Annotated in this window: 33 protein-coding genes and 3 tRNA genes; 28 read left to right on the top strand and 8 right to left on the bottom strand. The window is 68.6% G+C overall.

All coding sequences use genetic code 11. The features are described 5' to 3' along the window. Window positions 1–92: 92 nt before the first annotated feature. From KF737_RS14825 to KF737_RS14815, 3 genes are read left to right on the top strand one after another with little or no spacing between them, the layout of a single operon-like run. Window positions 93–1,508, top strand: a complete 1,416-nt coding sequence (locus KF737_RS14825; protein WP_296456267.1) for a hypothetical protein — start codon at window positions 93–95, stop codon at window positions 1,506–1,508. Then, window positions 1,453–1,722 carry a hypothetical protein gene (locus KF737_RS14820; protein ID WP_296456264.1) on the top strand — a complete coding sequence of 90 codons (270 nt, stop codon included), beginning with the start codon at window positions 1,453–1,455 and terminating at the stop codon, window positions 1,720–1,722. Before KF737_RS14825 ends, KF737_RS14820 begins: the two co-directional genes overlap by 56 nt. An 11-nt stretch (window positions 1,723–1,733) precedes the next feature. After that, window positions 1,734–1,955: a hypothetical protein gene (locus KF737_RS14815; protein WP_296456263.1), complete on the top strand. Its 222-nt coding sequence runs from the start codon at window positions 1,734–1,736 to the stop codon at window positions 1,953–1,955. Here the strand turns inward: KF737_RS14815 and KF737_RS14810 are convergent. The 3 genes from KF737_RS14810 to KF737_RS14800 all read right to left on the bottom strand — a co-directional run bounded on the left by KF737_RS14810 (window position 1,940) and on the right by KF737_RS14800 (window position 4,889). Further along, complete coding sequence (locus KF737_RS14810; RefSeq protein WP_296456260.1) at window positions 1,940–2,494, bottom strand: DUF2239 family protein; 555 nt, start codon at window positions 2,492–2,494, stop codon at window positions 1,940–1,942. The two genes, KF737_RS14815 and KF737_RS14810, sit on opposite strands and share 16 nt — an antisense overlap. A 60-nt stretch (window positions 2,495–2,554) precedes the next feature. Beyond that, window positions 2,555–3,679 carry an MBL fold metallo-hydrolase gene (locus KF737_RS14805; protein ID WP_296456257.1) on the bottom strand — a complete coding sequence of 375 codons (1,125 nt, stop codon included), beginning with the start codon at window positions 3,677–3,679 and terminating at the stop codon, window positions 2,555–2,557. A 151-nt stretch (window positions 3,680–3,830) separates the two neighbouring features. Further along, window positions 3,831–4,889: a site-specific integrase gene (locus KF737_RS14800; protein ID WP_296456251.1), complete on the bottom strand. Its 1,059-nt coding sequence runs from the start codon at window positions 4,887–4,889 to the stop codon at window positions 3,831–3,833. 281 nt (window positions 4,890–5,170) lie between these two features. Between KF737_RS14800 and KF737_RS14795 the strand changes: the two genes are divergently transcribed. The 4 genes from KF737_RS14795 to KF737_RS14780 are packed head-to-tail and all read left to right on the top strand — an operon-like array spanning window position 5,171 to window position 7,739. Next, window positions 5,171–5,617 (top strand): very short patch repair endonuclease, encoded by a 447-nt coding sequence (locus tag KF737_RS14795; RefSeq protein ID WP_296456248.1) that lies wholly within the window; start codon window positions 5,171–5,173, stop codon window positions 5,615–5,617. Window positions 5,618–5,648: 31 nt separating this feature from the next. Next, entirely contained in the window at window positions 5,649–6,830 is a 1,182-nt protein-coding gene (locus tag KF737_RS14790; RefSeq protein WP_296456245.1) for a DNA cytosine methyltransferase, read from the top strand. Continuing rightward, window positions 6,830–7,471: an Eco29kI family restriction endonuclease gene (locus tag KF737_RS14785; RefSeq protein WP_296456243.1), complete on the top strand. Its 642-nt coding sequence runs from the start codon at window positions 6,830–6,832 to the stop codon at window positions 7,469–7,471. The genes KF737_RS14790 and KF737_RS14785 overlap by 1 nt, the downstream gene beginning before the upstream one ends. A 28-nt stretch (window positions 7,472–7,499) precedes the next feature. Beyond that, window positions 7,500–7,739 carry a hypothetical protein gene (locus KF737_RS14780; RefSeq protein WP_296456240.1) on the top strand — a complete coding sequence of 80 codons (240 nt, stop codon included), beginning with the start codon at window positions 7,500–7,502 and terminating at the stop codon, window positions 7,737–7,739. Here KF737_RS14780 and KF737_RS14775 read toward each other — a convergent pair. The 3 genes from KF737_RS14775 to KF737_RS14765 all read right to left on the bottom strand — a co-directional run bounded on the left by KF737_RS14775 (window position 7,733) and on the right by KF737_RS14765 (window position 9,186). After that, window positions 7,733–8,002, bottom strand: a complete 270-nt coding sequence (locus tag KF737_RS14775; protein WP_296456237.1) for a hypothetical protein — start codon at window positions 8,000–8,002, stop codon at window positions 7,733–7,735. The genes KF737_RS14780 and KF737_RS14775 overlap by 7 nt on opposite strands. Continuing rightward, window positions 7,999–8,877, bottom strand: a complete 879-nt coding sequence (locus KF737_RS14770; RefSeq protein WP_296456234.1) for a hypothetical protein — start codon at window positions 8,875–8,877, stop codon at window positions 7,999–8,001. Before KF737_RS14770 ends, KF737_RS14775 begins: the two co-directional genes overlap by 4 nt. 234 nt (window positions 8,878–9,111) lie before the next feature. Beyond that, window positions 9,112–9,186 (bottom strand) — tRNA-Thr (locus KF737_RS14765). Window positions 9,187–9,220: 34 nt separating this feature from the next. On the opposite strand from KF737_RS14765, the gene KF737_RS14760 reads away from it, so the two are divergent. The 12 genes from KF737_RS14760 to KF737_RS14705 all read left to right on the top strand — a co-directional run bounded on the left by KF737_RS14760 (window position 9,221) and on the right by KF737_RS14705 (window position 17,465). Beyond that, the gene (locus tag KF737_RS14760) at window positions 9,221–9,430 is read left to right on the top strand and encodes a hypothetical protein (protein WP_296456232.1); all 210 of its coding nucleotides are present in this window, start codon (window positions 9,221–9,223) and stop codon (window positions 9,428–9,430) included. Window positions 9,431–9,521: 91 nt separating this feature from the next. Next, entirely contained in the window at window positions 9,522–10,814 is a 1,293-nt protein-coding gene (murA, locus tag KF737_RS14755) for a UDP-N-acetylglucosamine 1-carboxyvinyltransferase (protein ID WP_296456229.1), read from the top strand. A 3-nt stretch (window positions 10,815–10,817) separates the two neighbouring features. Next, complete coding sequence (locus tag KF737_RS14750) at window positions 10,818–11,243, top strand: DUF2948 family protein (RefSeq protein ID WP_296456226.1); 426 nt, start codon at window positions 10,818–10,820, stop codon at window positions 11,241–11,243. Window positions 11,244–11,287: 44 nt separating this feature from the next. Continuing rightward, a complete protein-coding gene (gene hisD / locus KF737_RS14745) occupies window positions 11,288–12,574 on the top strand; it encodes a histidinol dehydrogenase (protein ID WP_296456222.1) in 1,287 nt (428 codons plus the stop codon). A gap of 110 nt (window positions 12,575–12,684) precedes the next feature. Next, window positions 12,685–13,890 carry a mechanosensitive ion channel domain-containing protein gene (locus KF737_RS14740; RefSeq protein ID WP_296456219.1) on the top strand — a complete coding sequence of 402 codons (1,206 nt, stop codon included), beginning with the start codon at window positions 12,685–12,687 and terminating at the stop codon, window positions 13,888–13,890. A 297-nt stretch (window positions 13,891–14,187) separates the two neighbouring features. Beyond that, complete coding sequence (locus tag KF737_RS14735; protein WP_296456216.1) at window positions 14,188–14,667, top strand: UPF0262 family protein; 480 nt, start codon at window positions 14,188–14,190, stop codon at window positions 14,665–14,667. A 6-nt stretch (window positions 14,668–14,673) separates the two neighbouring features. After that, on the top strand, window positions 14,674–15,141 hold the full coding sequence (locus tag KF737_RS14730; RefSeq protein ID WP_296456213.1) for a low molecular weight phosphatase family protein: 468 nt from the start codon (window positions 14,674–14,676) through the stop codon (window positions 15,139–15,141). Between the two features lie 117 nt (window positions 15,142–15,258). Continuing rightward, complete coding sequence (gene infA / locus KF737_RS14725; RefSeq protein ID WP_111458197.1) at window positions 15,259–15,477, top strand: translation initiation factor IF-1; 219 nt, start codon at window positions 15,259–15,261, stop codon at window positions 15,475–15,477. Window positions 15,478–15,496: 19 nt separating this feature from the next. Beyond that, window positions 15,497–16,093 (top strand): Maf family nucleotide pyrophosphatase, encoded by a 597-nt coding sequence (locus tag KF737_RS14720; RefSeq protein ID WP_296456210.1) that lies wholly within the window; start codon window positions 15,497–15,499, stop codon window positions 16,091–16,093. Next, window positions 16,090–17,130, top strand: a complete 1,041-nt coding sequence (locus KF737_RS14715) for a ribonuclease E/G (RefSeq protein ID WP_296456207.1) — start codon at window positions 16,090–16,092, stop codon at window positions 17,128–17,130. The genes KF737_RS14720 and KF737_RS14715 overlap by 4 nt, the downstream gene beginning before the upstream one ends. Further along, complete coding sequence (locus tag KF737_RS14710; RefSeq protein WP_296456203.1) at window positions 17,127–17,303, top strand: DNA gyrase inhibitor YacG; 177 nt, start codon at window positions 17,127–17,129, stop codon at window positions 17,301–17,303. The genes KF737_RS14715 and KF737_RS14710 overlap by 4 nt, the downstream gene beginning before the upstream one ends. 86 nt (window positions 17,304–17,389) lie before the next feature. After that, a tRNA-Phe gene (locus tag KF737_RS14705) sits at window positions 17,390–17,465 on the top strand. A gap of 118 nt (window positions 17,466–17,583) precedes the next feature. Here KF737_RS14705 and KF737_RS14700 read toward each other — a convergent pair. Beyond that, window positions 17,584–17,955 carry a helix-turn-helix domain-containing protein gene (locus tag KF737_RS14700; RefSeq protein WP_296456200.1) on the bottom strand — a complete coding sequence of 124 codons (372 nt, stop codon included), beginning with the start codon at window positions 17,953–17,955 and terminating at the stop codon, window positions 17,584–17,586. A 44-nt stretch (window positions 17,956–17,999) separates the two neighbouring features. Further along, the gene (locus tag KF737_RS14695) at window positions 18,000–18,302 is read right to left on the bottom strand and encodes a type II toxin-antitoxin system HigB family toxin (RefSeq protein WP_296456197.1); all 303 of its coding nucleotides are present in this window, start codon (window positions 18,300–18,302) and stop codon (window positions 18,000–18,002) included. 286 nt (window positions 18,303–18,588) lie between these two features. Between KF737_RS14695 and KF737_RS14690 the strand changes: the two genes are divergently transcribed. The 9 genes from KF737_RS14690 (at window position 18,589) to KF737_RS14650 (ending at window position 25,713) form a co-directional block, all read left to right on the top strand. Continuing rightward, the gene (locus KF737_RS14690) at window positions 18,589–19,095 is read left to right on the top strand and encodes a hypothetical protein (protein WP_296456194.1); all 507 of its coding nucleotides are present in this window, start codon (window positions 18,589–18,591) and stop codon (window positions 19,093–19,095) included. A 487-nt stretch (window positions 19,096–19,582) separates the two neighbouring features. Then, on the top strand, window positions 19,583–20,479 hold the full coding sequence (gene exbB, locus KF737_RS14685; protein WP_296456191.1) for a tonB-system energizer ExbB: 897 nt from the start codon (window positions 19,583–19,585) through the stop codon (window positions 20,477–20,479). Window positions 20,480–20,484: 5 nt separating this feature from the next. Beyond that, complete coding sequence (locus tag KF737_RS14680) at window positions 20,485–20,916, top strand: biopolymer transporter ExbD (protein ID WP_296456189.1); 432 nt, start codon at window positions 20,485–20,487, stop codon at window positions 20,914–20,916. 12 nt (window positions 20,917–20,928) lie between these two features. Beyond that, window positions 20,929–21,633 carry an energy transducer TonB gene (locus KF737_RS14675; RefSeq protein ID WP_296456187.1) on the top strand — a complete coding sequence of 235 codons (705 nt, stop codon included), beginning with the start codon at window positions 20,929–20,931 and terminating at the stop codon, window positions 21,631–21,633. A 127-nt stretch (window positions 21,634–21,760) separates the two neighbouring features. Then, window positions 21,761–22,582 carry a LytTR family DNA-binding domain-containing protein gene (locus tag KF737_RS14670; RefSeq protein WP_296456184.1) on the top strand — a complete coding sequence of 274 codons (822 nt, stop codon included), beginning with the start codon at window positions 21,761–21,763 and terminating at the stop codon, window positions 22,580–22,582. Window positions 22,583–22,626: 44 nt separating this feature from the next. Then, window positions 22,627–22,703: transfer RNA gene (locus tag KF737_RS14665), tRNA-His, on the top strand. Window positions 22,704–22,839: 136 nt separating this feature from the next. Then, window positions 22,840–23,856, top strand: coding sequence for an aldo/keto reductase (locus tag KF737_RS14660; protein ID WP_296456181.1), 1,017 nt, complete (start codon window positions 22,840–22,842; stop codon window positions 23,854–23,856). 125 nt (window positions 23,857–23,981) lie between these two features. After that, a complete protein-coding gene (locus tag KF737_RS14655) occupies window positions 23,982–24,968 on the top strand; it encodes a nitronate monooxygenase family protein (RefSeq protein ID WP_296456179.1) in 987 nt (328 codons plus the stop codon). A 49-nt stretch (window positions 24,969–25,017) separates the two neighbouring features. Next, window positions 25,018–25,713, top strand: coding sequence for a TetR/AcrR family transcriptional regulator (locus KF737_RS14650; protein ID WP_296456176.1), 696 nt, complete (start codon window positions 25,018–25,020; stop codon window positions 25,711–25,713). Window positions 25,714–25,828: the final 115 nt, after the last annotated feature.

Here is a 25,828-nt window from a genome sequence, read left to right as displayed (position 1 = left end):
AAGCGGACGCGGATCAATGGAGCGTCCGCACGCCCGAGACAAGCGGCGGCGCCGGAGTGCGGCGCCCAAGGCCTTCCAACAGCGAGACCGAGATGAAGATTCCCCTCGAGCTGCCGCCGGGGCTGAACGGCGACGACACGACGTTTGCGGCCGGCGGCCGCTGGGCGGACGGGTCGAACGTGCGCTTCCGGCTGGGCCGCCCCGAAACGATCGGCGGCTGGGAGCGGCTGATGAGCGAGCCGCTGACCGGCGTCTGCCGCGGGATCTTCCCGTGGACCGACAACGAGGGCGTGCTCGACATCGCGTTCGGCACGCATTCGAACCTGGCGTTGTGGCGCGGCGGCGAGCTCTTCGACATCACGCCGACGTCCGGGTTCACGGCCGGCGCGATCGATGGCGCCGGCTCGGCGGGCTATGGAACCGGCGCGTACAACATCGGCGGCTATGGCCTGCCCTCGACCACCGACTACTTCCCGCTGACCTGGTCGTTCGGGGCGTGGGGGCAGCAACTGCTGGCGAGCCCCCGCAACCAGACGATCTTCGCCTGGACCAACGACACGGCGCAGCCGGCGCAGGCGCTGGCGGATGCGCCGGCCCGGGTGACCCACATGCTCGTGGCGCCGCTGAACGGCGGCTATCAGGTCTTCGCGCTGGGCTGCAACGAGGAGGTCTCGGGGGTCTTCAACCCGCTGTGCATCCGGCACTCCTCGATCCGGAACAATACGCAATGGAGCACGAGCGCCAGCGGCTCGACGGCGCGGGAGTACATCCTGACCGGCGGGGGCCGGATCGTGGCCGGGCGGATGTGCGGCCCCTGCATGCTGGTCTGGACGGGCGACGCGCTCTTCCTCGGCACGTTCGTGGGGGCGCTGAACCAGCCATGGCGGTTCGAGCGGGTGGGGCGCAACTGCGGCCTGATCGGGCCGAACGCGGCCGTGGTCGTGGGGCAGACGGCGTTCTGGGCGAGCCCCGACCGGCAGTTCTACAGCTACTCGCCCGGCGGCCAGCCGCAACCGATCCCGTGCCCGATCCGGCGCGACTTCGCCGAGGAGCTGGCGGCCAGCCAGGGCGACAAGGTGGTGGCGTCGTCGAACGCCGAGTTCTCGGAGATCCGCTTCGACTACCCTGACCGGCGCGACGGCTACGAGAACAGCCGCTATCTGGCGCTGGCCGTGGACGGGCCCGACGTGGGGGCCTGGCATCGCGGGGTGATGGCGCGCACGGCGTTCGTGGACGCCGGGCCGTCCGCCTATCCCATCGGCGCGACGTACGACGGCGCGGTGTTCCTGCACGAGAGGGGCCGTTCACCAACACGCAGCAGATCGTCGCAGCGCTGTCCGGACTGCCCCTCAACCTCTTTGTCGGTCAGCAGGAGGACGCAGCTCAATCGAGCAAGAGCACCACCACCAGCAAAGGCGTGGAGGCCGGGATCAAAGTCCCCATCCAGTTCTCATGACCACTCAATCCGAACGTCTGGCCGCGCTGGAGCAGCGCATCACCGACCATGAGGCGCGCTGCGAGGAGCGGCTGTCGGAGATCAAGTCCACGGCGGCCTCCACGCTGGCCGCCGTCGAAGGGCTGAAGAACCGCACCTGGGGCGTCGTGGCGGCGCTGCTCGCCTGGGCGCTGGCGCAGGTGTGGACCGCGAACGCGGGGCGGCTGGAGCGGCTCGAGGCCGCAAGGCCGGCGGCGGCCAGTCCGCCGACGGCGCCGAACACCTGAGGAGTGACGATATGAGAACGATGATGGCGGCCGGGCTCGCGCTCGGCCTTTGCGGTTGCGCGTCCCTGTCCGGGCGGCCCAACGACGCCGAGGTGCTGAAGCTGCTGAGCGATCACGCCTCGCAATGCGACCGGCAGTACCAGGGCGGCCTGGGCCTGGGCGCGAGCTTCACCTTCAGTATCGACTGCCGGGCGCAGCCGGCTGTTCCGCCGCGGCCTCAGGAGGCGGAGTAGAAGCGGCGGACGTAGGCGGCCACGTCCGCAGGCCAGCCGGCCACGAGGTGGTCCAGGCGGCTCGCATCGCCCGCGAACAGGGCGCGGACGGCCTCCTCATAGCCGGGAAGGTCGCCGGCCAGGGTGGTCATGACGCGATAGGCGGTCTCCTGGACCTTGTGGTCGGCGGCCGCCGGGTCGCGGCGCGCGTCCTCGACCAGCCGCCGCAGCGTGGCCGACGCGCCGCCGGGCTGGCCCGCCAGCCAGTCCCAATGGCGCGGCAGCAGGGTCACCTCGCGGGCGACGACGCCGAGCCGCGGCCGCCCGCGGCCTGCCCGGACCGGCGCCGCCTCCGCCGTGGGGACGTTTCGGGCGAGGTATTCGGACGCGGCGTGCTCCGGACCCTTGCGCAAATCGAGCTCCGCGATCCGGCCCGTGAGGTCGTCGAACACGAGCACGGGGTCGGCCACGGCGGCTGTGGCGGCCGCGACGGTCGTCAGGTCGCCCGTCGCCAGCATCCGGTGGCCGACGAAGGCGGTGAAGGTGGCGGTCTCGCTCATGCAGGCTCCGTGGGAGCTATGGCGCGGCGGCGCCGAGGTGTCAATTATATCCGGGTGTAATTATTCCCCTCGCAGGCTCTGCACGATGGGCTGGCCCTTGGCCTCCTTGTAGGCGGAGGCGACGATCGGCGAGAGCCAGTCATCGACGAACCACCGGCGCAGCCAGGGATCGTCGCCGACGAACGGCCGCGCCTGGCGCTCGACGTCGACCTTGGCCTGGACGTCCTTCAACGCCAGGCCGGAGGCCGCCAGCGGGGCGACCTGGGCGCGGACATCCGTCAATGCGGCCCGCACCTTGCCGACGTAGGCGCGGTCGCGTTGCGGCGCGCCGTGGCCGGGGATCAAGACCTTGAAGTCGTAGGCTTCCACCTTGCCGAGGGTCTCGATCCAGTCGGCCGGATAGCCGCCGAATCCGAAGGGGATCGGGGCGACCACGATGTCGCCCGTGATCAGGATCTTCTGCTTCGGCAACCAGGCCACGGCGTCGCCGTCGGTGTTGGCGCGGCCGAGGAAGTGGATCTCCACGGGCGCCTTGGCGTCGGGGAGATCGAGGCGGTCTTCGAAGCCCTCCGAGACCGGCAGAGTGACCGCGCCGTCCATGTCGCGGGCGTACTGGTGGAGGAGGCGTTCGGTGGCGGCCCAGCCCGCCTTCTCCCCCGGCGTCTTCGCCTCGGCGCCCATGCGGCGGACGTAGGGCAGGAAATCCTGGATCCGCTTCTGGAAGGCGGCGTTGGCGGCCATGTCGGGCGCGGCGGGCGTGTTCATCGTGCTGTCGGTGCGCAGGTGGGCCTGGGTGGCGCGGGTCGCGATCGTGCGCGCCCTGGGCCAGACCTTCAGGACTTCGGAGAGGCCCTGCGGGTGGTCGCCGTGCCAGTGGGTGATGACCACGGCCTTCACCGGCTTCGGGCTCAGGCCCTTGATGGCGTGGACGATGCGGCGCGCCGAGCCTGGCGAGCCGCCGGCGTCGATGAGCACGAGGCCGTCGGCCTGCTCGATGACGGTCACGTTGCCGATCGGCTGCGGCACGAACTTCGGCTCCATGAGGAGCCAGACCCCCGGCGCGACCTTCACGGTCTCCTGGAAGTAGCCGTCGTCCGGGCGCGGAAGCTCCGGAGCCGGCCGGGCCGTGGCCGCGGAGCCGAGGACGAGCGCGGCGGCGAGGCCGGTGCGGGCGAGCAGGGTCATCCCCGAACGGGAACGTCCGCCTGCGCCCGGGTCAAATGAATCGGTTTCATGAGGAGGTCGGAAGGGCCCGAACCGGTGTCCGGGCCCTTCCGCTGGTGCCGCCGGGCAGGATTGAACTGCCGACCTCAGCCTTACCAAGGATGCTGGCGAGCTATGCCACCTCCTTGAATATAGTGGGTTTTTTCGCATTCTTGTTCGCGACTTCCCCAGATTTCCCCCAAAAACCCTGAATTGAGGGGGCCAGATCGTCTGGATTCACATGGGCGTAGCGCGCGACCATCTCGTGCGACTTCCACCCGCCGAGCCGCATTAGGCCAAGCATATCCCGGTTGGCTGCGTAGTGCCACGTCGCCCATGTGTGACGGCAGTCGTGAGGCGTGAAGTCCTTGATCCCGGCGCGCTTCAGCATGGTGGCCCATGCGGTCTTCACTTGGCCGCCGCCGAGGCCGTTGCGATCCGCGTAGGGCTTGCCGTCAGGGCGCCGGAATACGGCGCCCTGGGGCGCCGGGCCGAGCTTCTTAAGTTCGGCGACCACGCGGCTATGGAGGGGCACGCCCCGGCTCTCGCCGTTCTTGGTCTCATGGAAGGCGACGCGCCCCGCCTTCAGGTCAACGTCCCGCCAATCGAGGTAGAGGGCCTCGCTGAGGCGGGCGCCGGTCGAAAGAAGGAAGATCACCAACGGGCGCAGATGGGGCGCGGCCACTTCGATCAACCGTTCGGCCTCCTGCCGAGTGACGGATCGCACGCGCCCGTTCGGTTGCTTGGGCCGCGCGATCACCGGCTTGGCGCACCAACCCTTCTGGGCGGCGTGGTGAAGCACCGCCGCGATGGGCGTGTAGATTTGGCGATTGAGAGTGGCGGGAGCCTTTGCCTTGCCGGTCGCCGTGCGACCGAACTTTTTCACGGCCCGGTCGATCAGGTCGGCGTCGATCTGCGCCAGCTTGGTGACGCCGAAGAAGTCGATCAGGGGCGTGAGGTGCTCGGCCTCACCGTCGCCCTCCAAATAGCTGACGGCGGCGTCCGCGAAGGTCTTGATGGCGCGCGCTCCATGGATGGATTGCGTTACCAGTTCCGCTTCGCGGAGCGCGAGACATTCTTGCGCCGCTTTTCGGTCGCTAAGGCCCGTGCTTTCGTCAATGCGGAGGCCCCGGATGGAGCCGCGCAGATACCAGTAGGGCGAATGATGGCGACGGGTGAGTTTGAGGGGCAAGGTAGTTTATCCAGTAGTGATCGAATATCTGTTGGCGTGAAAATGTATTGCCGACCTACTTTTCGTCCAACTTCGTATCGTCTCGCGTAATTGCGAAGGGTGTCCTCTGAGAATGGGACAATTTTCTCCGATATAAGTTGACGAACAGTTTTGATTTGAGGCCATTCCGTGCTAATGTTCATCGTCTTACTCAACTCTATCAGACGAACTTACGACGGTCAGGCGCCGAACTCCTAAATTAAAATGCTCGATGCTCTTGGAATATTTCGTAGCGGCGCGGTATGAGCCGACGCCCAAAGCGCGCGCCGCTTACGCGCTCCGAAGTGATGGCCCGCGTCAGGTCGAAGGGAAGTCGCCCCGAAATGCTCGTGCGCCGCGCGGCGCACGGCATGGGCTATCGCTTCCGACTACACCGCGCCGATCTGCCGGGATCGCCCGATCTCGTTTTCGCATCCCGCCGGAAAGTCATTTTCGTCCACGGGTGCTTTTGGCACGGGCATTCCTGCGCCTTGGGCGCGCGGATGCCGAAAACCCGCCAAGACTTCTGGGGGCCGAAGCTCGGGCGGAACGCGGAGCGTGACGCCCAGGCGCAGGCGAAATTGACCGAACAGGGATGGGACGTGCTGGTGATCTGGGAATGCGAGCTTAAGAATGGCGATGATCTGCGCGAGCGGATCGGCCAATTCCTCGGCCCGGTTTCCCGCCGTGACCACGGGCCACCGATTTGATCCAATGCGTCGTGATTCTGGGACGATCTGAATGAAGTGTCTTGAGCTATTCGCCGGGGCTGGCGGTCTCGCCATGGGCGCGACTCTCGCGGGCTTCGAGCACGTCGGCGTGGTCGAATGGGATCGCTGGGCCTGCGACACGGTTCGCGAAAATCAACGTCGCGGCCACCCGCTCGTGAAGGATTGGCCCCTCTTCGAGGGCGACGTGCGGAAGTTCGACCTCGGCGGCGTTCCCGACGATCTCGATCTTGTGGCGGGAGGCCCGCCTTGCCAGCCGTTCTCGATGGGCGGCAAACACCGGGCCTATGACGATCACCGGGACATGTTCCCGGCCACCGTCGAAATCATCCGGCGGACGCGACCGAAGGCGTTCATCGTCGAGAACGTGAAGGGGCTCACGCGAGCGGCGTTCGCCAACTATTTTTCCTACATCCAGCTTCAGCTTGCGTTCCCCGAGATCGCTCGCAGGGCGGACGAGCAGTGGATCGACCACCTCGTCCGCCTTGAGCGGGAAAAGACCAGCGGCGTGCTTTCGGGGCTGACCTACGACGTGGTGACCCGGCTCGTGAACGCTGCCGACTACGGGGTGCCCCAAAAGCGTGAGCGCGTTTTCATCGTCGGCTTCAGGCACGACATCGACGCCAGATGGTCGTTCCCCGAGGAAACCCATTCCCGCGACGCGCTGCTCGCCGACCAGTTTGTGACGGGCGACTATTTCGAGCGACACCGCATTGCGAAAAGGAATAGGCCGACGCCGCCAGGGGCGGCTTCGGCACGGCTGCGCGGGCGAAATGAGCCGATGAACGAGGCACCGTGGCGCACAGTTCGTGACGCCCTCGTCGGGCTGTCCGATCCTGAGCAGACCGCTGGCCCGCATCTCAATCATCGTTTCCAGCCGGGCGCCCGGTCGTATCACGGCCACACGGGGAGTCCGCTCGATCTCCCGGCCAAGACCTTGAAGGCCGGGGATCATGGCGTTCCCGGCGGGGAGAACATGATGGTGAAGGGGGATGGATCGGTTCGCTACTTCACAGCCCGGGAAAGCGCGCGCCTTCAGACGTTCCCTGACGGCTACATCTTCCACGGGGCGTGGAGCGAGGTCATGCGCCAGCTTGGGAACGCCGTGCCGGTTCTCTTGGGGCAGGTCGTGGCGTCGTCGGTCGCCCAAAGTCTGGCGATGAGCCAGATGGCGCCGGCGCCCGGGCGGCACTGATGAACGAGGCGCCCTACAATCCTTTGGATCGGCGCAATCTCGGCGCAAGCGTCGCCGAGGCGATGTTGGAACGGATTCCGCTGCCTTTGGGCTCGGTTCCTCGGGCCGATGGCGCGGGCGTTTACGCGATCTACTACACCGGCGATTTTCCGCTCTACGAGCCTATCGCGGCGGCCAATCGGGACGATCAGTGGCGATGGCCAATCTACGTCGGCAAGGCGATCCCGGCTGGCGGGCGCAAGGGTGGAAAACCCACGGACAAGGAGACACGGCCTCTGGTGTCGCGACTGAGGGAACATGCCGGGAGCATCCGGGCGGTCGAAAACCTCAACATCGACGACTTTTACTGCCGATATTTGGTCGTCGAGGACATCTGGATTCCGCTCGGTGAGAGCTTGCTCATCGCCAAGTTCAGCCCGATCTGGAACCAGTTGATGGACGGCTTCGGAAATCACGCTCCGGGCAAAGGGCGGCACGAGGGGATGCGCCCGCGATGGGATGTGATCCACCCGGGCCGGAAGGCGTTCGACAAGCTAAAACCCCGCCCGGAAACAGCGGAGACCATCGCGTCCGAAATCGCCGCGTATCTTCGCACGGCGCCCGTGCCCCCGATCCGCCCGAGGATGCTGCTGGATCATTGACCGCGCGCCGCCCAGGCGCGCGCTAAATATGCTCATGCGCTACCATGAGATCGTCAGTGAGGCCGCCAGCTTGGAGCGCGTGATGAACGCGAACCGCAAGAAGAGCGAAGCGGCGAGGAAATACCAAGACAAGCTCCGTTCGATCCACCAGACGGCGCCGCCCGGCCTCGTTGCCGACCGGGAGCAAAGTGCCCGGGCGGAATATCAGGATAGGCTTGCCTCAGCCGACGACGCTGTGCGCCGCGCCCTCGCGTCGGGCGATCAATAAAAGTAGAGCTTGAAGAGGGCGGCATCCGCCTCCGACTCGAAGTGAAAATCCATGGCCGTACCCTCCATGGGAGCGGCGAACCGCCAGCGCGCCTTGGTGTTCACCTGACACCAGTCCCGCATGACGCTGGCTCGTTCAGCCCAATTCGCATCGTCGCGATGTGATTGGATCGAGATCGTGACGGCAGGCTCAAAGTCATACTGTTCCAAGATTTTGGCGAGCACCGCAGAGTTCATAATGCGGTCGATGAGTTCCGTATTCAAGTTCGATCCTTCCAGTTATAGTATGTATGAAAAACACTATCTGAGTATATGAAGGGCAATGGTTCACGCTCTTCTAACTCGTCTTTATTGTATTGCGAAAGAATGACGTTTGTCGATTTAATTGCTACTGGAGAGATGCTTATGCGCGTGCTTTGAAAGCCGCGAGACCAGCGGTGCAAATATGAATAATATTCGGCCATCCATCCGACCGGCCACGGTTCGGCGAATTGGCCGAGGTGGGTTCGGCACTCGTGCTTCAGGGCGTAGTTGATCGTATAGCCAAGGTTCTGATCCTTGGTCTGGTGATCGTAGAACGGGCGCACATCGACGCGCTTCGTGCCCGGCCAACGCTGACGGAAATCCTCGGCCACCTCCTGATAGTCGATCCCGGGACACGCGATCACACCGTGCGCCGTGACCACCCAAACGGGGCCGCTGTCACGGACGAAGAGAGGGGCCATCTCGCCAAGCTGGGCCTTCTTGTCGCTGCCGAGGTGAACGAAGTCGTCGCCGCTAAGCGCATCCGTTTCCAGCCAGAGCAGGGCCTCGAAGTTGCTCCACCGGCGCCGTTGACGCCGATTGGCATCCACGACATTGCGAAGGTCTTTCCTGAACTTCATGAATGTCTCGCCGATCTCATCCACATAGTCCGTGGCGCCGATGACGATGCTCGCGAACGCGAGATCGTGGTTCTCATGCTTGGCGAACCGCTTGATCGCGGCCCGCCGCTGGCGACCGATGTAGCGGCCACGGCAAGTCGCGCAGGCTGGGGTGCGGCAGCTAAACTGATAGTTCCATTCCTCGCCGCCGCATCGCGTCATGCGGCTGCGGAGCGCGGCGGCGTCGGCACTGCCGGAATAGGCGAGTTCCTCCATGAGGCGTTCGGTCGGATGGGCTGGACGCATCGGGTATTTAGGCGGTCGCCGAATCGCCTCTCGCGGTCTGGCCGCGTGGAGATCGAAATCCGTTGCTGCGCTTGGGAACGAGAGGCGAACCTACTCCCCGAAAAGTCCCCACATTTGCTGGGGGACAGAGCCGACTGAGGCGGCTTCAAGCTGGGGGAGTGAGTTGAGGTTGCTTCCCCAGCCCTTGATTGGGCTGGGGAAACATGGTGCCGCCGGGCAGGATTGAACTGCCGACCTCAGCCTTACCAAGGATGCGCTCTACCACTGAGCTACGGCGGCGAAGGCGCGCGCTATAGCGGTAGCCGGGCGCGGCGTGAAGCCCCAAATCGATGCCCGGAGGCTTGACGGCCAGGACGCCTCGCCGCACCTCAGCGCGATGGCCAACCGTCCCGAGGACAAGCCCGGCGCGCGCGAATCGCGGGAGGCGAAGCTCGCCCAGGCGCTGCGGGCCAACCTGCGCCGCCGCAAGGCCCCGGCGGTCGCGCCGCCTCGGCCGAAAGCGCACGAAAGCGACACGGATTGAGCGCTTTGCGGGCCCGCGCGGGGCACGCTAGATATCGGCGCAGATGGGCGCCGTGGGACGCGGGCCCGCGCGTGCTTCGTTAGGATACCGATTGGATCGCATCGCCATCACGGGCGGCGTCCGTCTGAATGGGGAGATCCCCATCAGCGGCGCCAAGAACTCGGCCATCAAGCTCATGGCCGCGAGCCTGCTCACCGAAGAGCCATTGCGGCTGACGAACATGCCGCGCCTGGCCGACACGCGGTTCCTAGGGCGGCTGTTGCAGCGGCTCGGGACCGAGGTCGTGGAGTCGGATGGCGCCGACGGGCCGGAAACGGTGCTGACCACGAGAGAGATCGTCAGCGGCTTTGCGCCCTACGACCTCGTCCGCCAGATGCGGGCGTCGTTCAATGTGCTGGGCCCGCTGCTGGCGCGCAGCGGGCAGGCGAAGGTGTCGCTGCCGGGCGGCTGCACGATCGGCGCGCGGCCCGTCGACCTGCATCTGAAGGCGCTGGAGGCGCTGGGCGCCAAGATCGATCTGCACGAGGGCTATGTCTACGCCCAGGCCCCACGGGGCCTGCGCGGCGGGCAGGTGGACTTCCCGTTCGTGTCGGTGGGCGCCACGGAGCACACCCTGCTGGCCGCCGTCCTCGCCCACGGCGAGACGGTGATGACCAATTCGGCCTGCGAGCCCGAGATCACCGATCTCGCCGATTGCCTGAACGAGATGGGCGCGAAGGTGATCGGCGCGGGCACGCCCACCATCACCGTCCAGGGCGTGAGCCGGCTCGCGGGCGCCACGCACGCCGTGCTGCCCGACCGGATCGAGACCGGCACCTATGCGCTGGCGGCCGCCATGGCCGGCGGCGAGGTGCGGCTGACCCGGACCCGCAGCGACTTCATCCAGGCGCTCATCGACAAGATGGTCGAGGCGGGCGTGGAGGTCACGCCGCACAACGACGGCCTGACGGTCAAGCGCAACGGCGGGCGGCTGAAGGCGGTCGAGATCACGACCGACCCCTATCCGGGCTTCGCGACCGACCTGCAGGCCCAGTTCATGGCGCTGATGTCGCTGGCCGACGGCGAGAGCGTGATCCGCGAGACGATCTTCGAGAACCGGTTCATGCACGTGCCGGAGCTGGGCCGGCTGGGCGCCGACATCTCGGTGCATGGCGGCGAGGCGCGGGTGCGGGGCGTGGGCTCGCTCGAGGGCGCGCAGGTCATGGCGACCGACCTGCGCGCCTCGGTCAGCCTGGTGATCGCCGGACTGGCGGCGCGGGGCGAGACGATCGTCAACCGTGTCTATCATCTCGACCGGGGATTCGAGCGCCTGGAGGAGAAGCTGGGCGCGTGCGGCGCTCAGGTGCGCCGCCTGAAGGGCGACGGCGGCGAGGAGGTCGAGTAAGCGATGGCCGAGGCTGCGCCGCTCCAACTGCTCGCCCAGGATCCGGAAGACCTGGCGGTGATTTCGGCCGCCTTGCAGGACGCCGTGGCCAAGGTGGGCGACATCGTCTTCGAGGCGAGGGCGCGGCGGCTGACCATCGCGTTCAACCGCTATCGCTGGGAGGCCGGGGAGCGCCAGCGGGTGCGTTCCGCGCTGCAGGTCGGCGGCGTGCTGGACCTGAAGGCGCGCAAGATCCGCCGCGAGCGCAAGGATGCGGTGGTCGAGCTGCTCACCATCGCCTTCGACGCCGGCGAGGCGCCGGGCGGGGCGCTGACACTGAGTTTCGCCGGCGGCGGCGACCTGCGGGCCCAGATCGAGTGCATCGACGCGGTGCTGGCCGACGTCTCGCAGCCCTGGCCCACGCCGCGCGCGCCGACGCACGAATCGTGAGGCGCATGGCCTTGGCGGCCGCTCGCCGCTAAGAGAGCCGCGCCATGCGCCGCTTCCGCTTCGACCAACCAGGCTTTTCCGACACCTTCGCCGCGTTCGTGGCCGAGCGCCGCGAGACGCCAGACGAGGTGGACGCGATCGTCCGCGACGTGCTGGCCGCGGTCCGCTCCGAGGGTGTCGGCGCGCTGCTCCGCTACGCGCGCGAATTCGACAAGGTCGAGCTGACGGAGGCCACGCTGCGGGTCACCGCAGAGGAAATCGCCGAGGGCGCTGCGGCGTGTCCGGCCGAGGTGCGCGAGGCCATCGCCTTCGCCGCCGCCCGCATCCGCGCCTATCACGAGCGGCAGCGACCCGCCGACCAGCGCTTCGTCGACGCCGCGGGCGTCGAGCTGGGCTGGCGCTGGGGCCCGCTGGAGGCCGTGGGGATCTACGTGCCTGGCGGCCGTGCAGCCTATCCCTCCACCGTCCTCATGAACGCCGTTCCGGCCGCCGCTGCCGGGGTCGGGCGCATCGCCATGGTGACGCCGCCGGGCCGTCTGCAACCCGCCGTGCTGGCGGCCGCCAGGGAAGCCGGCGTCACCGAGATCTGGCGCGTCGGCGGCGCGCAGGCGGTGGCCGCGCTGGCCTATGGCGCAGGTCCGATCCACCCCGTGGACAAGATCGTGGGCCCCGGCAACGCCTTCGTCACGGCCGCCAAGCGCCGCGTCTACGGGACCGTGGGAATCGACGCGCTGGCCGGCCCCTCCGAGATCGTGGTGGTCGCGGACCGCGCGAACGATCCCGACTGGATCGCGGCCGATCTGCTGTCGCAGGCCGAGCACGACCCGGCCGCCCAATCCATCCTCATCACCGACGACGCGGCCTTCGCCGCCAAGGTCGAGGCGGCCGTCGAGGCGCAGCTCTCGGCGCTCGCCACCGGCGCCGACGCGCGCGCCTCGTGGGAGGCCCACGGGGCGGTGGTCATCGCGCCGCTCGACGAAAGCCCCGCGCTCGTGGACCAGATCGCGCCGGAACACGTGGAGTTCGCACTGGACGAGCCCGAGCGCCTCGCCGACCGCGTAAGGCACGCCGGCGCCATCTTCCTGGGCCGCCACGCGCCCGAGGCGGTCGGCGACTACGTGGCCGGCTCGAACCACGTGCTGCCCACCAGCCGCGCGGCGCGGTTCTCCTCGGGCCTCTCCCTCTACGACTTCCTGAAGCGCACCTCGATCGTGAAGTGCGACGCCGATTCGTTCGCGGCCCTGGCGCCCGCGACGATCGCGCTGGCCGAGGCCGAGGGCCTGCCCGCGCACGCCCGTTCCGCCGCCATCCGGCTGGGGCAGGGGCGCTAACCTCCGGAACCTTCGCCATCGGCGAGGCGTTGGCGCTCGGGGCCGTCGAGGGAGCTCCTGTGCCTGTTGCAACACCACCGCCGGCGACCGCGCCGGCCGCGGCCGAAGCCGTGAAGCCCAGCCTTGCCGAACAGATCCTCGGGTTCGGCGACCGCGCCTGGACTCAGCTCGTGCATCTCGACGCCCGCGAGACGGGCATCAATGCGCTGGTGTCGGCCGCGGTGGTGCTCCTCGCCTTCGGCGTCATCTGGCTCCTGAAGCGCGGTATCGATCGCCTGCTGGCGCACTTCGTCGCCAAGGCGCCCGGCGACCTCCCCGAGGACAGCCGCGCCCACAAGGCCGCCGGCCTGACCTGGACGCTCGTCCGCCTGGCGGTCCTGCTGGCCGCGGCCCTGATGGTGATGGGCGTCTGGGGCATCGACCCCTGGACATTCCTGTCCGGTGACGCCGGCGCGCGCCTCGTGCGCCTGGCGCTCATCGTCGTCCTGGTCAGCGCGCTGGTCGAAGCGAGCGGCTTCGTCATCACCCGGCTGGTCGAAGGCTTCGCCGGCCGAAGCGCCGACCTTCGCCGTTCGGCCCAGCTACACACGCTGGCGCCGCTGCTCCGCGGTTCGGCCCAGACCGTGATCATCGTCATCGGGCTGATCACCTTCCTCTCCGAAGTCGGCCTGAAGGTCGGCCCCATCCTGGCCAGCGCCGGGGTGGTCGGCATCGCGGTGGGCTTCGGCGCCCAGACGCTGGTGAAGGACTTCCTGACCGGGCTCTTCCTGATCGCCGAGGACGTGGTCTCCGTCGGCGACAACGTGCGGATCGGCCAGGGCGCCGGCACGGTCGAGGCCATGACCTTGCGCACCATCCGGCTCCGCGACGCCGACGGCACGCTCCACATCTTCCCCTACAGCGAGGCCCAGGTGATCCATAACCGGACCAAGCTGTTCTCGTCGTATGTGATCGAGATCCCGATCAGCTACGACAGCGACGTCGACGCCGCGCTCGCCATTCTGCAGCGCATCGGCGACGATCTCGCGGAGGACCCTGAACTCGGCAAGCTGATCACCAAGCCCTGCGAGGTGATGGGCGTCGACCGGCTCACCGACAATGCGGTCTGGTTGAAGGCGCGCGTGACCACGCAGCCGAAGTGGCAATGGAAGGTCGGACGGGAGTTCAACCGGCGTCTCAAGAACGCCCTCGACGAAGAGGGCATCTTCACGCCGGTGAAGACGACGCCCGTCACGCCCGAGTCGATGGAGGAGCAGCGGGCCCGCCTCGACGAACCGCGGTCATCGGGGGCTCCGGAAAGCCCGGCGCCAGGCTGAACAGTTCCTGCCAGCCCGGCGCGAAGCCCGTTCAGGCTGGGCCGCCAAACCTTTGTCATCGATCAACGCAGAGGACGGAGAAGGACCGCGCGTGACGCGAAGACCAGGACGACTGGCGGCGGCCTGGCTGCGGCCATGCCCGCCGGCGTCCTGGCCGCCGACTGAGCGGCTACGCCTGACCTGAAAACGACGCCCGGCGCTCCCTGAGCGGCCGGGCGTTTTTTCGTATCCAGGGCCCAGCTTCCACGCGGCGGGATGACGACCGCCCCCGGTTTGCAATAAAGCTCCGCTCAGATCATGGCCGAAGACGCGCGCAAGACCCACCGGCTCCAGTCGGTCAACCTCGACGAGCAGTCGCTCGCCGCGGTGTCGCGCGACCAGGAGCAGGAGCGGCAGATCGCCATCTTCGACCTGCTGGAGGAGAACTTCTTCCATCCGGAGGGGGCCGAGGGCGGACCCTACGACCTGCAGATGGGCCTCTTGGAGAACCGCCTGGTCCTCGACATCCGCGGCCCGGCCTACGAACGCCGCCACATCCTGTCGCTGTCGCCGTTCCGGACGCTGATCCGGGACTACTTCATGATCTGCGACAGCTACTACCAGGCGATCCGCAACTCGACGCCGCAGCAGATCGAGGCCTTGGACATGGGCCGCCGCGGCCTGCACAACGAGGCGTCCGAACTGCTGCAGACCCGCCTGTCGGGCAAGATCGAGACCGACATCGACACGGCGCGCCGGCTCTTCACGCTCATCTGCGCCCTGCACTGGCGGGGCTGACGGCGCATGTCGGACGACCCCGGCGCCCGCCTGCCCGACGCGGTCCTCTTCTGCTGCAACTACAATCAGGTGCGCTCGCCGATGGCGGAGTCGCTGCTGAAGCACATCGTCGGCACGCGGATCTTCGTCGACAGTTGCGGCCTGCGCCGCGCGAAGTTCGATCCCGACGAGGACGACATGGAGGTCGATCCGCTGGCCGCCGCGGTCATGCAGGAACTCGGCGTGGACCTCACCCGCCACCGGTGCAAGATCTTCGACGACCTGGAGGACGACTCCTTCGACCTCGTCATCTCGCTGACCCCCGAGGCGCAGCACCGGGCCATCGAGATCGCGCGCGGCCGCGACGCCGAGATCGAATACTGGCCGACGATGGATCCGACGCTCGTGGAGGGCTCCCGCGAGCATCGGCTCGAGTCCTACCGGCAGGTCCGCGACGGCCTCGCCCAGCGGATCCGGGCCCGTTTCAACCGCTGACGCGCGGCCGTATCGACCTTTCCCATCCCCATGCGCTATATTCTGCGCCGCAGATGTGCGGCTCGCAGCCAGACGGCGCGAGCCGTCGTCGTATGTGAGAAGGACCAAGGGAGCCGCATGGCGAAGGAAGAACTGCTGGAGTTTCCAGGCACGGTCAGCGAAGTGCTGCCGAACGCCACGTTCCGCGTGAAGCTCGAGAACGACCACGAGATCATCGCCCATACCGCGGGCAAGATGCGCAAGAACCGCATCCGGGTGTCGGCCGGCGACAAGGTGCTGGTGGAGATGACGCCCTACGACCTGACCAAGGGCCGCATCACCTTCCGCGTCCGCTGACCTGACCGGGGCGCTCGACTTGTCCTCTGAGCAGCGCCTCGTCCTGGCTTCCGCGAGCCCGCGCCGGCTCGACCTCCTGAGCCAGATCGGCGTCGTCCCCGACGCGGTCGACGCCGCCGAACTGGACGAGACCCCGCTTTCCCAAGAGACCCCGCGCCAGTTGGCGCTGCGCCTCGCGCAGGCCAAGGCGGCGTGCGTCGCGACCCGCCACGCGGGCGCCTATGTGCTCGCCGCCGACACGGTGGTCGCCGTCGGGCGCCGCGTGCTGCCGAAGGCCGAGGACGCGGCCGAGGTCCGCGCCTGCCTCGAGCTCCTGTCGGGCCGGGCGCACCGCGTCCTGACGGGAATCGCGGTGGTCTCGCCGGACGGCCGGACGTCGGCGCGCCTCGTCGAGAGCCGCGTCCGCTTCAAGCGGCTGAGCGCCGCCGACGCCGAGGCCTACCTGGCGTGCGGGGAGGGGATCGGCAAGGCCGGCGGCTACGCCATCCAGGGCCGCGCCGGCGCCCTGGTCATCGCGCTCCAGGGTTCCTATTCGGGCGTCGTGGGCCTGCCGCTGTACGAGACCACGAACCTGCTCGAAGGCCTGGGCTTCCGCCGGCCCCAGGCGCCGCCGTGAGCGCGCGCGCCCTCTTCCTCGACCGCGGCGTCGGCGAGACCCGCGGCGTCGTCACCCTCGATGGCCGCCCCGAGCGGCTGGTCCTGCGCCGCGACGACGACGACCTGCGCCTGAGCCTCGGCGCGAAGCACGTGGCCCGCGTGGCCAGCGTGGAGCCCGCCATCGCCACGGCCTTCCTGGACCTCGGCGGCGGCCTCGAGGCCATTCTCCCCTTCAAACCCGACGCGCGCCCGGTCCGCGGCGCCGCCGTCGAGGTCGAGATCCGCGCCGAGCCGCGCGCCGGCAAGCTCGCCGTCGCCCGCGAGCTCGGGGCGGGGCAGGGCGGCCCGCGCCTGCTGGCCGCGCCCCCCGATGTCGCCGACATCCTGCGCGCCGTCGTCCGCGACGCCGAGCTCGTGGAGGGCCGCGAGGCGCGCGCCGTCGCCGACGCGGCCGAGGCCGAGGCGCTGGAGACGATCCACCCGCTGCCGGGCGGCGGCACGCTCGCCGTCGAGCCCACCCGCGCGCTCACCGCCGTCGACGTCGACCTGGGCGAGCGCAAGGGCGCCGACGCCAAGCGCGCCGCGCGCCAGGCCAATCTCGCCGCCCTCGCGCAGGCCGCGCGCCTCCTGCGCCTGAAGAGCCTGGGCGGCCTCGTCGTCCTGGACCTGGTCGGCCGCGGCCACGACGGCGCCGCCCTGCTGGCCGCCGCGCGCCTCGCCTTCTCGCCCGAGAACCCCGGCGTCGCGATCGGCCCCGTCGGGCGTTTCGGGACCATGGAGCTCTCGATCCCGCGCCGCACGCGCCCGCTGGCCGAGCGCCTGATGGACGCCTCCGGCGCCCTCAGCGACCGCACCCTGGCCCAGCGCCTGGTCCGCCGCCTGGAGGCCGAGGCCGCCGCCCAGCCCGGCGCGCGCCTCACGGCCGCCTGCGCGCCGGCTGTCGCCGCCGCCGCCGAGCCACTCGTCCGCGCGCTCGCCGAGCGTTTCGGCGCCCGCTTCACCCTCGCCGCCGACCCCGCGCGCCCGCGCGAGCGGCCGGACGTCGCCGCCGCATGACCCGGGCCCCAGCCAGGTGCGCCATCTGCGGCAAGCCGGTCGATCCGGCCTATCGGCCCTTCTGCTCCCGCCGCTGCGCCGACGTCGACCTGCAGCGCTGGCTCTCCGGCGGCTACGCCATCCCGGCCGCCGAGGACGAGAGCCTGCCCGACGAGGATTCCGGCGAGGAATAGGCCGCGCGAAAATTCGCCCGCCCGGGTCGCTGGACTTCGCGGATCGCCTCTTCTATAGACGCCACCTCCCGCGCGGGCGGGTCAGGGCCTGGGTAGCTCAGTTGGTAGAGCAGCGGATTGAAAATCCGCGTGTCGGTGGTTCGAATCCGCCCCCAGGCACCACTTTCCTTAATAGTCTCAATTATTTATGTGGTTTGCGGCCGAATTCTGCAACCTCACGGGCTATCGGCTTTGCGTTTGACACGACGCCGGATCTATCCAAACGAGTTCCCCTCCCGGCTCATGCCGGCTCCAGTTCTCCGACCAGTGCGCCGGCCGGGATGCGCCATTCCCGAGCCAACAGCCGGATCTGATCGAGGGTGAGGTTTCGCCGGCCGCTCAGGATTTCCGAAGCGCGTGAGCGGGAGCCGAGCAGGTTCGCCAAGTCGGTTTGGCGGCGGCCGGTCTGTTCCATCATGAATTTCAGCACCTCCAGGGGCGTGGAGGTCGGAATGGGAAAGTGGCCTTCTTCGTAGCGCTCGACCAGCGTCGCGAGCACGTCCAGGCGGTCACCATCGTCGCTGCCGACTTCGGCGCCCCAAAGGCGGTCGATTTCACGCAGGGCGGCTTCATGGTCCGAGGCTGTACGGATCGGTCGGATGTCCATCGTCATCTCCGGTTCTGCCGCTGGCGGGGCGGGCTTCAACTCCGTAGTTCTCAGAACAGCGCGACGGTCGCCGCGTCGATCCTGTCGTATTCGGCGTGAGTTCCGAGGAACTTCACGAAGGCGATCTGTCGGGCGAAGTCGAAAGCGACAATCAGGCGATAGTCGCCGCCGACCAGATCGTAACGGAGGCGGTCGCCGCCCACGCTCTTGGCCTTGGCGAAGGCGTTGGCCGCTTCCGACATGTTCTGCCACGATGCGACCCGCACGATGTTTAGCCAATGGACCAGTTGCGCCTTGGCGGCCGGATGCTTGGCGGCGTAGGCGAGGACGGTGCTGCGAGCGATCAACCTCACTGCGCGACCATAGCGCGTTCCCGGTGGTGGAACAAGGAAAGTGTTCCATGATATGGAACTTTCTTGGCGAGCGCGATTTGGCCCTCCATCCGCGTTCGCCTGCCGACCCGGAGGCCATTCCAGAAGCCGGCGTGTAGGACGCGCCGGCATGCTGGACACGCGCCGGGGCGGGCGTTAGACCTGAACCCGCTTCGTCGGCCCCGAGCGGGCCGGCGGGATTCTTCCTCATCGCAAGCCCAAGGCGCGCCGTCGTGGCGCCCGGTGCTGCGCGTCGAGGACCCTCCACATGTCACCTCCGGACTTCCGCGCCGACTGCGGCCGCTGCGCCGCGCTCTGCTGCGTCGCCTTCCACTTCGAGCGCTCGGATCAGTTCGGCGTCGACAAGGCCGCGGGCGAACCCTGCCCGCACCTCGACGACGCGGGCGGCTGCGCCATCCACGGGCGGCGGATCGACCGCGGCTTCCGCGGGTGCGTGGGATACGACTGCCTCGGCGCCGGGCCGTGGGTCACCCAGGTCCTGTTCGGGGGGCGAAGCTGGCTTCAGGATGGCGCGCTCCTGAAGGGGATGGTCGAGGCGTTCCTGGCCGCCGAGCGCGGACGGCGCCTGCTCCTGATGCTGCGCGAGGCCGGGAAGCTCGACCTGCCGCCGGGCGAGCGGCGGCGCCTCGGCCGGCTGGAGGCGGCCGTCGAGGCGGCGATGGCCGACGCCGCGGCGCTGGCGTCCCTGGACGCCGAGGCGAAGCTGTTCCTGCGGAGCCTGCGCCCCTACGCGGCGCCACGCCCGCCGGCCTGATCCCACCTCTTCGTCGCCCGCCGGTATGCCGGAGCTTCGAAGTCGACCGGCGTTCGCGGCGGCGGATTTGTTGCGCTGCAGCATGACGATGCGACAAACGGTCTGGTTTCCGCAGCGCGGCTCTGTGCGTTGCGTGTGCAGCGCACAATCCGTCCCTGTGCGTCGGAAAAATGACGCTGAAGGGAAAGCTTCTGCCCCTTGACGCTTCGACATGGGGTTGCCAAAGGGTCGGACCGCTTGTCTTACAAAGCGGTAAGACTTTGGGTTCCCTCCCCGGGAGTTCAAGGCCGTCCGCCCTAAGAAACGCCAATCCCTGCGACAGTCGGGGGCCCGCGTTCCGCAGGGGTCGGGCGCAGCGATAGCGCCTCTGGCGTTCTGGGCCGCGGAAGTGGTTTGGTCGCCGGGCTTAACTTTAACTAGGGTGGAGACGCTCTCGCGCGACGACCCTCCGGCCAATCGTGCTAGACCAACCAGGAACTGGCGACAGATGCTCGACAACAAACTGAAGATGACCTTTTCCGCTCTCCTCGGCGCCGTGGCGCTGAGCATGAGCGCGCCGGCGTTCGCTCAGACCGCCGCCGCCCCTGCCGCCGACGCCGCCGCCGCTCCGGCCGCCGACGCCGCCGCTCCGGCTGCCGCCCCGGCCGCGGATCCCGCCGCCGCCGAAGCCGCCGACCCGCCGACCATGAAGAACGCGGGCAAACTCAACGTCGGCACCATGTTCATGGACGCCGACCCGGTCGTGAAGGTGATCATGATCGGCCTGGCTCTCGCTTCGGTGCTGAGCTGGACCATCCTCGTCACCAAGATCCTCGAGTTCAACGCCCTCAACAAGGTGTCGGACGGCTTCGTGGAGAGCTTCCGCGGCGCCAAGTCGATCAACGACATGAGCCGGATCGCGCTCTCGGAAGAGTATGACGGCAACCCGCTGGCCGACATGGCCGCCGCGGCCGCCCAGGAGATCGAGCTCTCGCGTCAAGCGGGCCTCGCGATCACCGGCGAACACCGCGACACCACCATCGACCGCGCCCAGCATGCGGTGAGCGCCGTGCAAGCGGCCCTGGCCCGTCGCCTTTCGGGCGGCATGCAGTACCTGGCGTCGGTGGGTTCGAACGGTCCGTTCATCGGCCTGTTCGGCACCGTCTACGGGATCATGAACTCGTTCATCGGGATCGCGAACACCAACACGACCAACCTGGCCGTCGTCGCCCCCGGCATCGCCGAAGCGCTTCTCGCCACCGGTCTCGGCCTGTTCGCCGCCATCCCCTCGGTTATCTTCTACAACTACTTCCAGACCCGCATCTCCGCTTACGGCGCGCGGTCGGAAGGGTTCGTGGCCGAGCTGATGAACGCGATCTCCCGGCAGCTCGACAAGGGGGCGTAAGGTAGATGGCCGCCAAACTCTCGAGCGGAGGGGGCGGACGCTACGAGGAGAGTCAGAACGCCGAGATCAACGTCACGCCCTTCGTGGATGTGATGCTCGTGCTCCTGATCATCTTCATGGTGGCTGCGCCGCTGGCGAGCGTGACCGTCAAGGTCCAGCTTCCGCCTGCGGTCGCGCCGCCCGGCACGAACCCTCCCAAGCCGGTCTACATCTCGATCCAACCGAATGGGAGCATCTTCATTCAGGACTTCCGGACCGATCTTGCGACGCTCGGCGACGACCTGCGCAAGAACCTGGGGAACACGCGTAACCCTGAGAAGGAACGCATCTTCATCCGGGCGGACAAGGACGTGATGTATGGGGACTTCATGGGCGTCATGAACATGCTGCAGGACAATAATTTCTACAGCGTGGCCCTCGTCGGCGAAGACAAGTGAGTGGGGTGAAGCATGTCTGACACTCACCACGAAGCTCTCGCCCGGCATAACCCGTTCGACGATCCCAAGCCGAAGCGTCGCCCGGGGACCGTCATTGCGCTGGTCCTCGCGGTCATCGTCCACGGCGCCCTCGGCGTCTACCTGTGGAAGTCGCGGTTCGACCCGAAGTACAAGGAGTACTCGGACGAGGTGACGGACGTGGCCCTCATCAAGCCCGTTCCGCCGCCGCCTCCGCCGCCGCCTCCGCCGCCGCCGCCGAACACACCGCCGCCGCCGCCGCCGAAGCTGCAGCCGCGTCCGCCGGTCGCTGTCCCGGACCTGCCGTCGATCCCGCCGCTGCCGGTTCCGCCGGTCGAGCGTCGGATCGAGGAGCCGCGTCCGCCGGCCGCGCCGCCGCCGGAGCCGCCGCGCCCGTCGGTCATCACCAACCCGGACTGGCTGCGTCGTCCCTCGGCCGAGGACATGGCGCGCTACTATCCGGACCGCGCCCAGCGGATGGAGGTGGAAGGCCGCGCGACGCTCAGTTGCTCGGTGAACGCCCGTGGCACGCTGGAAGGTTGCTCCGTCACCTCGGAGGAGCCGGACAACATGGGCTTCGGCGACGCCGCGATGAAGATGTCCAAACTCTTCAAGATGCGGCCGCAGACCAAGGACGGCCAGCCCGTCGACGGGGGCTCGGTGCGGATCCCGATCCGCTTCACCCTGCCGAAGGGCTGATCCGAAAAGGGTCCGCTATCCAGGACAAGGCCCCGGTCGCTCACGCGGCCGGGGCTTTTTCTTTGCCCAGATGGTCACGCCCGAAGGGGCCACGTAAGAAGGGGCCGTGACGGATCGCGCGGCCCCGATGAGCAGCGACGCGTCGGCCGGCGGCGCGCGCCGGCGCGACCGTCTGTTCCTGGGCGTGTTCATGCTGGTGGCGGCCGCGATCGCGGTGGTCGACGCCTTCAGCGTCACCGACGATCGCGCCAAGGCGGGCCGCCCCATCGGCCTCTGGGAGCCGCTGGTCTGGGAGACCTCCAGCGTCCTGGCCCTGCTGGCGCTGGCGCCGCTGGTGATGGCGCTGACCCGCCGGATGCAGCCCCTCGTCGCGCCGTGGCCGCGGGTGCTGGCGGTCCACCTGGGCGCCGCGGTGGCGTTCTCCCTCGTCCACGTGACGGTCATGGGCGCGGTGCGCTGGGCGGTCTACGCCGCGCTCGGCGGCTTCTATTCGGCGCTCGGGCCGCTGCGCGACTTCCCGTACGAGTTCCGCAAGGACCTGCTGATCTACCTGGGCGTGGTCGCGATCTACGCGACGTGGCTGCGGGCCTGGCCCGGCCCGCCGCCCGCCGAGGCGGCCGGCGGCGATCCCGCCGCCATCGAGGTCCGCGACGGCGCGCGCCGCCACTTCGTGCCGCTGACCGAGGTCGCCTTCATCGAGGCCGCCGGCAACTACGTGGAGCTCCACCGCGGCCCCACGCCCATCCTCCACCGCGCGCCGCTGTCGTCGATGGAGCGCCAGCTCGCGGGCGCGGGCTTCGTGCGTATCCACCGCTCGCGCCTGGTTCGCCGCGCCGCGATCAGCGAGGTGGAATCCAAGCCCTCCGGCGATTTCGTCGTCCGCCTCGCCGACGGCCGCGAGCTCATGGGCTCGCGCCGCTACCGGAAGCCGCTGCTGGACCCGGCTTGATCGGACCGCCCGCCGCGACTATTACAGCCCGCTCGCGATGACGCGCCGCCCTAGCTCAGTTGGTTAGAGCGCCAGATTGTGGCTCTGGAGGTCTCCCGTTCGATCCGGGAGGGCGGTACCATCGCCAGGTGTCGAAGGGCCGGGGTTCTCCCCCGGCCTCTTTCGTTCGGCGCGGGGCCGTTCCCCTCCAGGCGTGACTGTGCCAGAACCGCGGGACACGCGCCGCTGCGCGCCTTCCCGTCATCCGAGAGTCGTTCATGGGCAACCGTCGTCTGGGCCGCAGCGCCATCGTGGTCTCCGACATCTGCATGGGCACCATGACCTTCGGGTCGCAGGTGGACGAGGCCACGGCGCACCGCATCCTCGACCAGTCCTTCGACGCCGGGATCAACTTCTACGACACCGCCGAGAACTACCCGGTGCCGCCGGACACCAAGTGGGCTGGGGTGTGCGAGGAGATCGTCGGGCGCTGGCTGAAGACCAAGGACCGCGACGCGATCATCCTGGCCACCAAGGTCTGCGGGCCCAGCCACGGCTGGATCAAAGGCTCGCAGCGGGCCGGCATGACGGCGCTGGACCGGCACAACATCACCCGCGCCCTGGAAGCCAGCCTGAAGCGCCTGGGCGTCGACTACGTCGACCTCTACCAGACCCACTGGCCCGACCACGGGGCGTCCTACGACGAGACCATGGAGACGCTGGACGAACTGATCCGGGCGGGGAAGGTGCGCATCGTCGGCTGCAGCAACGAGACCACCTGGGGCCTGATGAAGAGCTTGGCGGCCTCCGAGCGCCTGGGCGCGGCCCGTTACCAGACGATCCAGAACAACTTCAGCCTCAACAACCGCCGCTTCGAGGACGAGCTGGCCGCCGCCTGCCGCCACGAAGGCGTCAGCCTCATCCCGTACTCGCCGCTGGCCGGCGGCGTGCTTTCCGGCAAGTACAACGACGGCGCCCGCCCCGAAGGCGCGCGCTTCTCCCGCTATCTCGAACTGGGCGGTCGCCAGGCGGCCATGGCCAACCGCTTCGTCAACGAGAAGTCCCTGGCCTCGACCGCCCGCTTCGCGGCCATCGCGAAGGAGGCCGGCATGGCGCCGGCGACCCTCGCCACCGCCTGGAGCAAGCAGCACGACTTCGTCGCCTCGACCATCGTCGGGGTCTCGGCCGAACACCAGTTGGCCGATATCTTCGCCGCCCGCGACCTGGTGTTGAGCGACGAGGTGATGCAGGCCATCGACGCCGTGACCAGGGCGATCCTCTACCCGATGGGCTGAGGCCCGGGCGTCGCCGGACGCCTGCGTCCGGCCGGTCCCCCTGCGTCACCTTTGCAGCCTGCGCCGCGGAGTCTAACGTGCGTTTGACTGAGCGCGCCAAAGAGGCGGCGAACGGGAGAAAACGCATGATCAAGACGCGCCTGACCGAGATGTTCGGCATCGAAACCCCGCTCGTCATGGGCGGCATGACCGGGGTGGGCTACGCGCCGCTGGTGGCCGCGGTGGCCAACGCCGGGGCCCTGGGCTTCATCACCGCCCACCACAGCCAGTCGGCCGAGGAACTGCACGCCGAGATCAAGCGCTGCAAGGACCTCACCGACAAGCCGTTCGGCGTGAACCTCACCCTGCTGCCGTCCCTGAACCCGATCCCCTACGACGAGTACCGCCAGGCGATCATCGAGAGCGGCATCAAGATCGTCGAGACCGCCGGCCGCGCGCCGGTCGACCACCTGCCGGCCTTCAAGGAGGCGGGCGTGAAGGTGATCCACAAATGCACATCCGTCCGCCACTCCGTCTCGGCGGTGAAGTACGGCTGCGACGTGATCTCGATCGACGGCTTCGAGTGCGCCGGCCACCCCGGCGAGGACGACATCGGCCTGATCGTGCTGCTGCCGGCGACGGTGGACGCGGTGGCCCCGGTGCCGGTGATCGCCTCGGGCGGCATGGCCGACGGCCGCAGCCTCGCTGCGGCGCTCGCGCTGGGCGCCGACGGCGTCAACATGGGCACGCGCTTCATGGCCACCCAGGAGTGCGCCATCCACGACAACGTGAAGCGGAAGATCGTCGAGAACACCGAGCGCGACACGCTGCTCACCAACCGCACACTCCGCAACACCAGCCGCGTGGCCCGCAACGCGATCTCGGAAGAGGTCGTGAAGATCCAGCAGGACCCGACCAAGACGATCGACGACGTGCGCCACCTGGTGGCCGGCGTCCGCGGCCGCAAGAACGTGCTGGGCGAGGGCGACACCGACGGCGGCATCTGGACCGTCGGGCAGGCCCAGGGCCTGATCCACGACATCCCGACCTGCAAGGACATGGTGGCCGCCATCATGCGCCAGGCCGAGGACGTCCTGGCGAAGAACGCCCAGCGCCTCGGCGCGCCGGCCTGACGCCACGGGCCGCCGTCGCCGCCGCGGCCCTGGCGTGCTAGCCAGGGCCATGGCGCGGACGGACGGACGGAAGGGTGGAGCGTTGCGCGGCCGCCGCCCGAAGGGGCAGGGGCCCGATCTTCGCGAGGCCATCCTCGACGCCGCCGAGGGCCTCTTCTCGCGCCACGGCTTCTATGGCGTCACCGTGCGCCAGGTCGCCTCGGAGGCCGGCGTCGACACGGCGCTGATCCACTACTACTTCGGCGCCAAGCGCGAGTTGTTCGACAGCGTCTTCGCCCGGCGCGCCGACGTCCTGAACGACATCCGCGTCCGCGCCCTGCGCGCCTACGAGACGGGCCATGCCGGCGCCATGACGCCGGAGGGCGTGATCGAGGCCTTCATCGACCCGCTGGTCGAACTGTCGCTCACCAACGACGCGGGCTGGAAGAACTACTTCCGGCTCGTGGCCCTCGTGAACAACACCCCGGCCTGGGGCGGCGAGACCATGCATCGGTTCTTCGATCCCGTGGTCCACCAGTTGATCGGCACGCTGAAGGCCGCCTGCCCGGATGCGGAGGAGCGCGACCTCTACTGGGGCTACCAGTTCCTGACGGGCGCGATGATGCTCACCCTTTCCGAGACCGGCCGCATCGACCAGCTCTCGGACGGCCTCTGCCGGTCCACCGACCTGCAGGCCGTTCGCGACCGCCTCTACGCGTGGTGCGCGGCGGGCCTCTTCGAGATCGTCCGCCGGCGCGCGCCATAACGGCAGTGCAACATGACCGTTCGATGACGCTAACCCCTCGTAACCACAGGGCATGCGCCGGTCCCGAAGAAATTCACTCCCATACGAAATCAGGGCTTGCGTGCAGTGCAGCAAA

Origin of the sequence: Phenylobacterium sp. (assembly GCF_019636135.1) — a bacterium.
Classification (GTDB): Bacteria; Pseudomonadota; Alphaproteobacteria; order Caulobacterales; family Caulobacteraceae; genus Phenylobacterium.
This window is presented reverse-complemented; position numbering and strand designations above follow the sequence as displayed.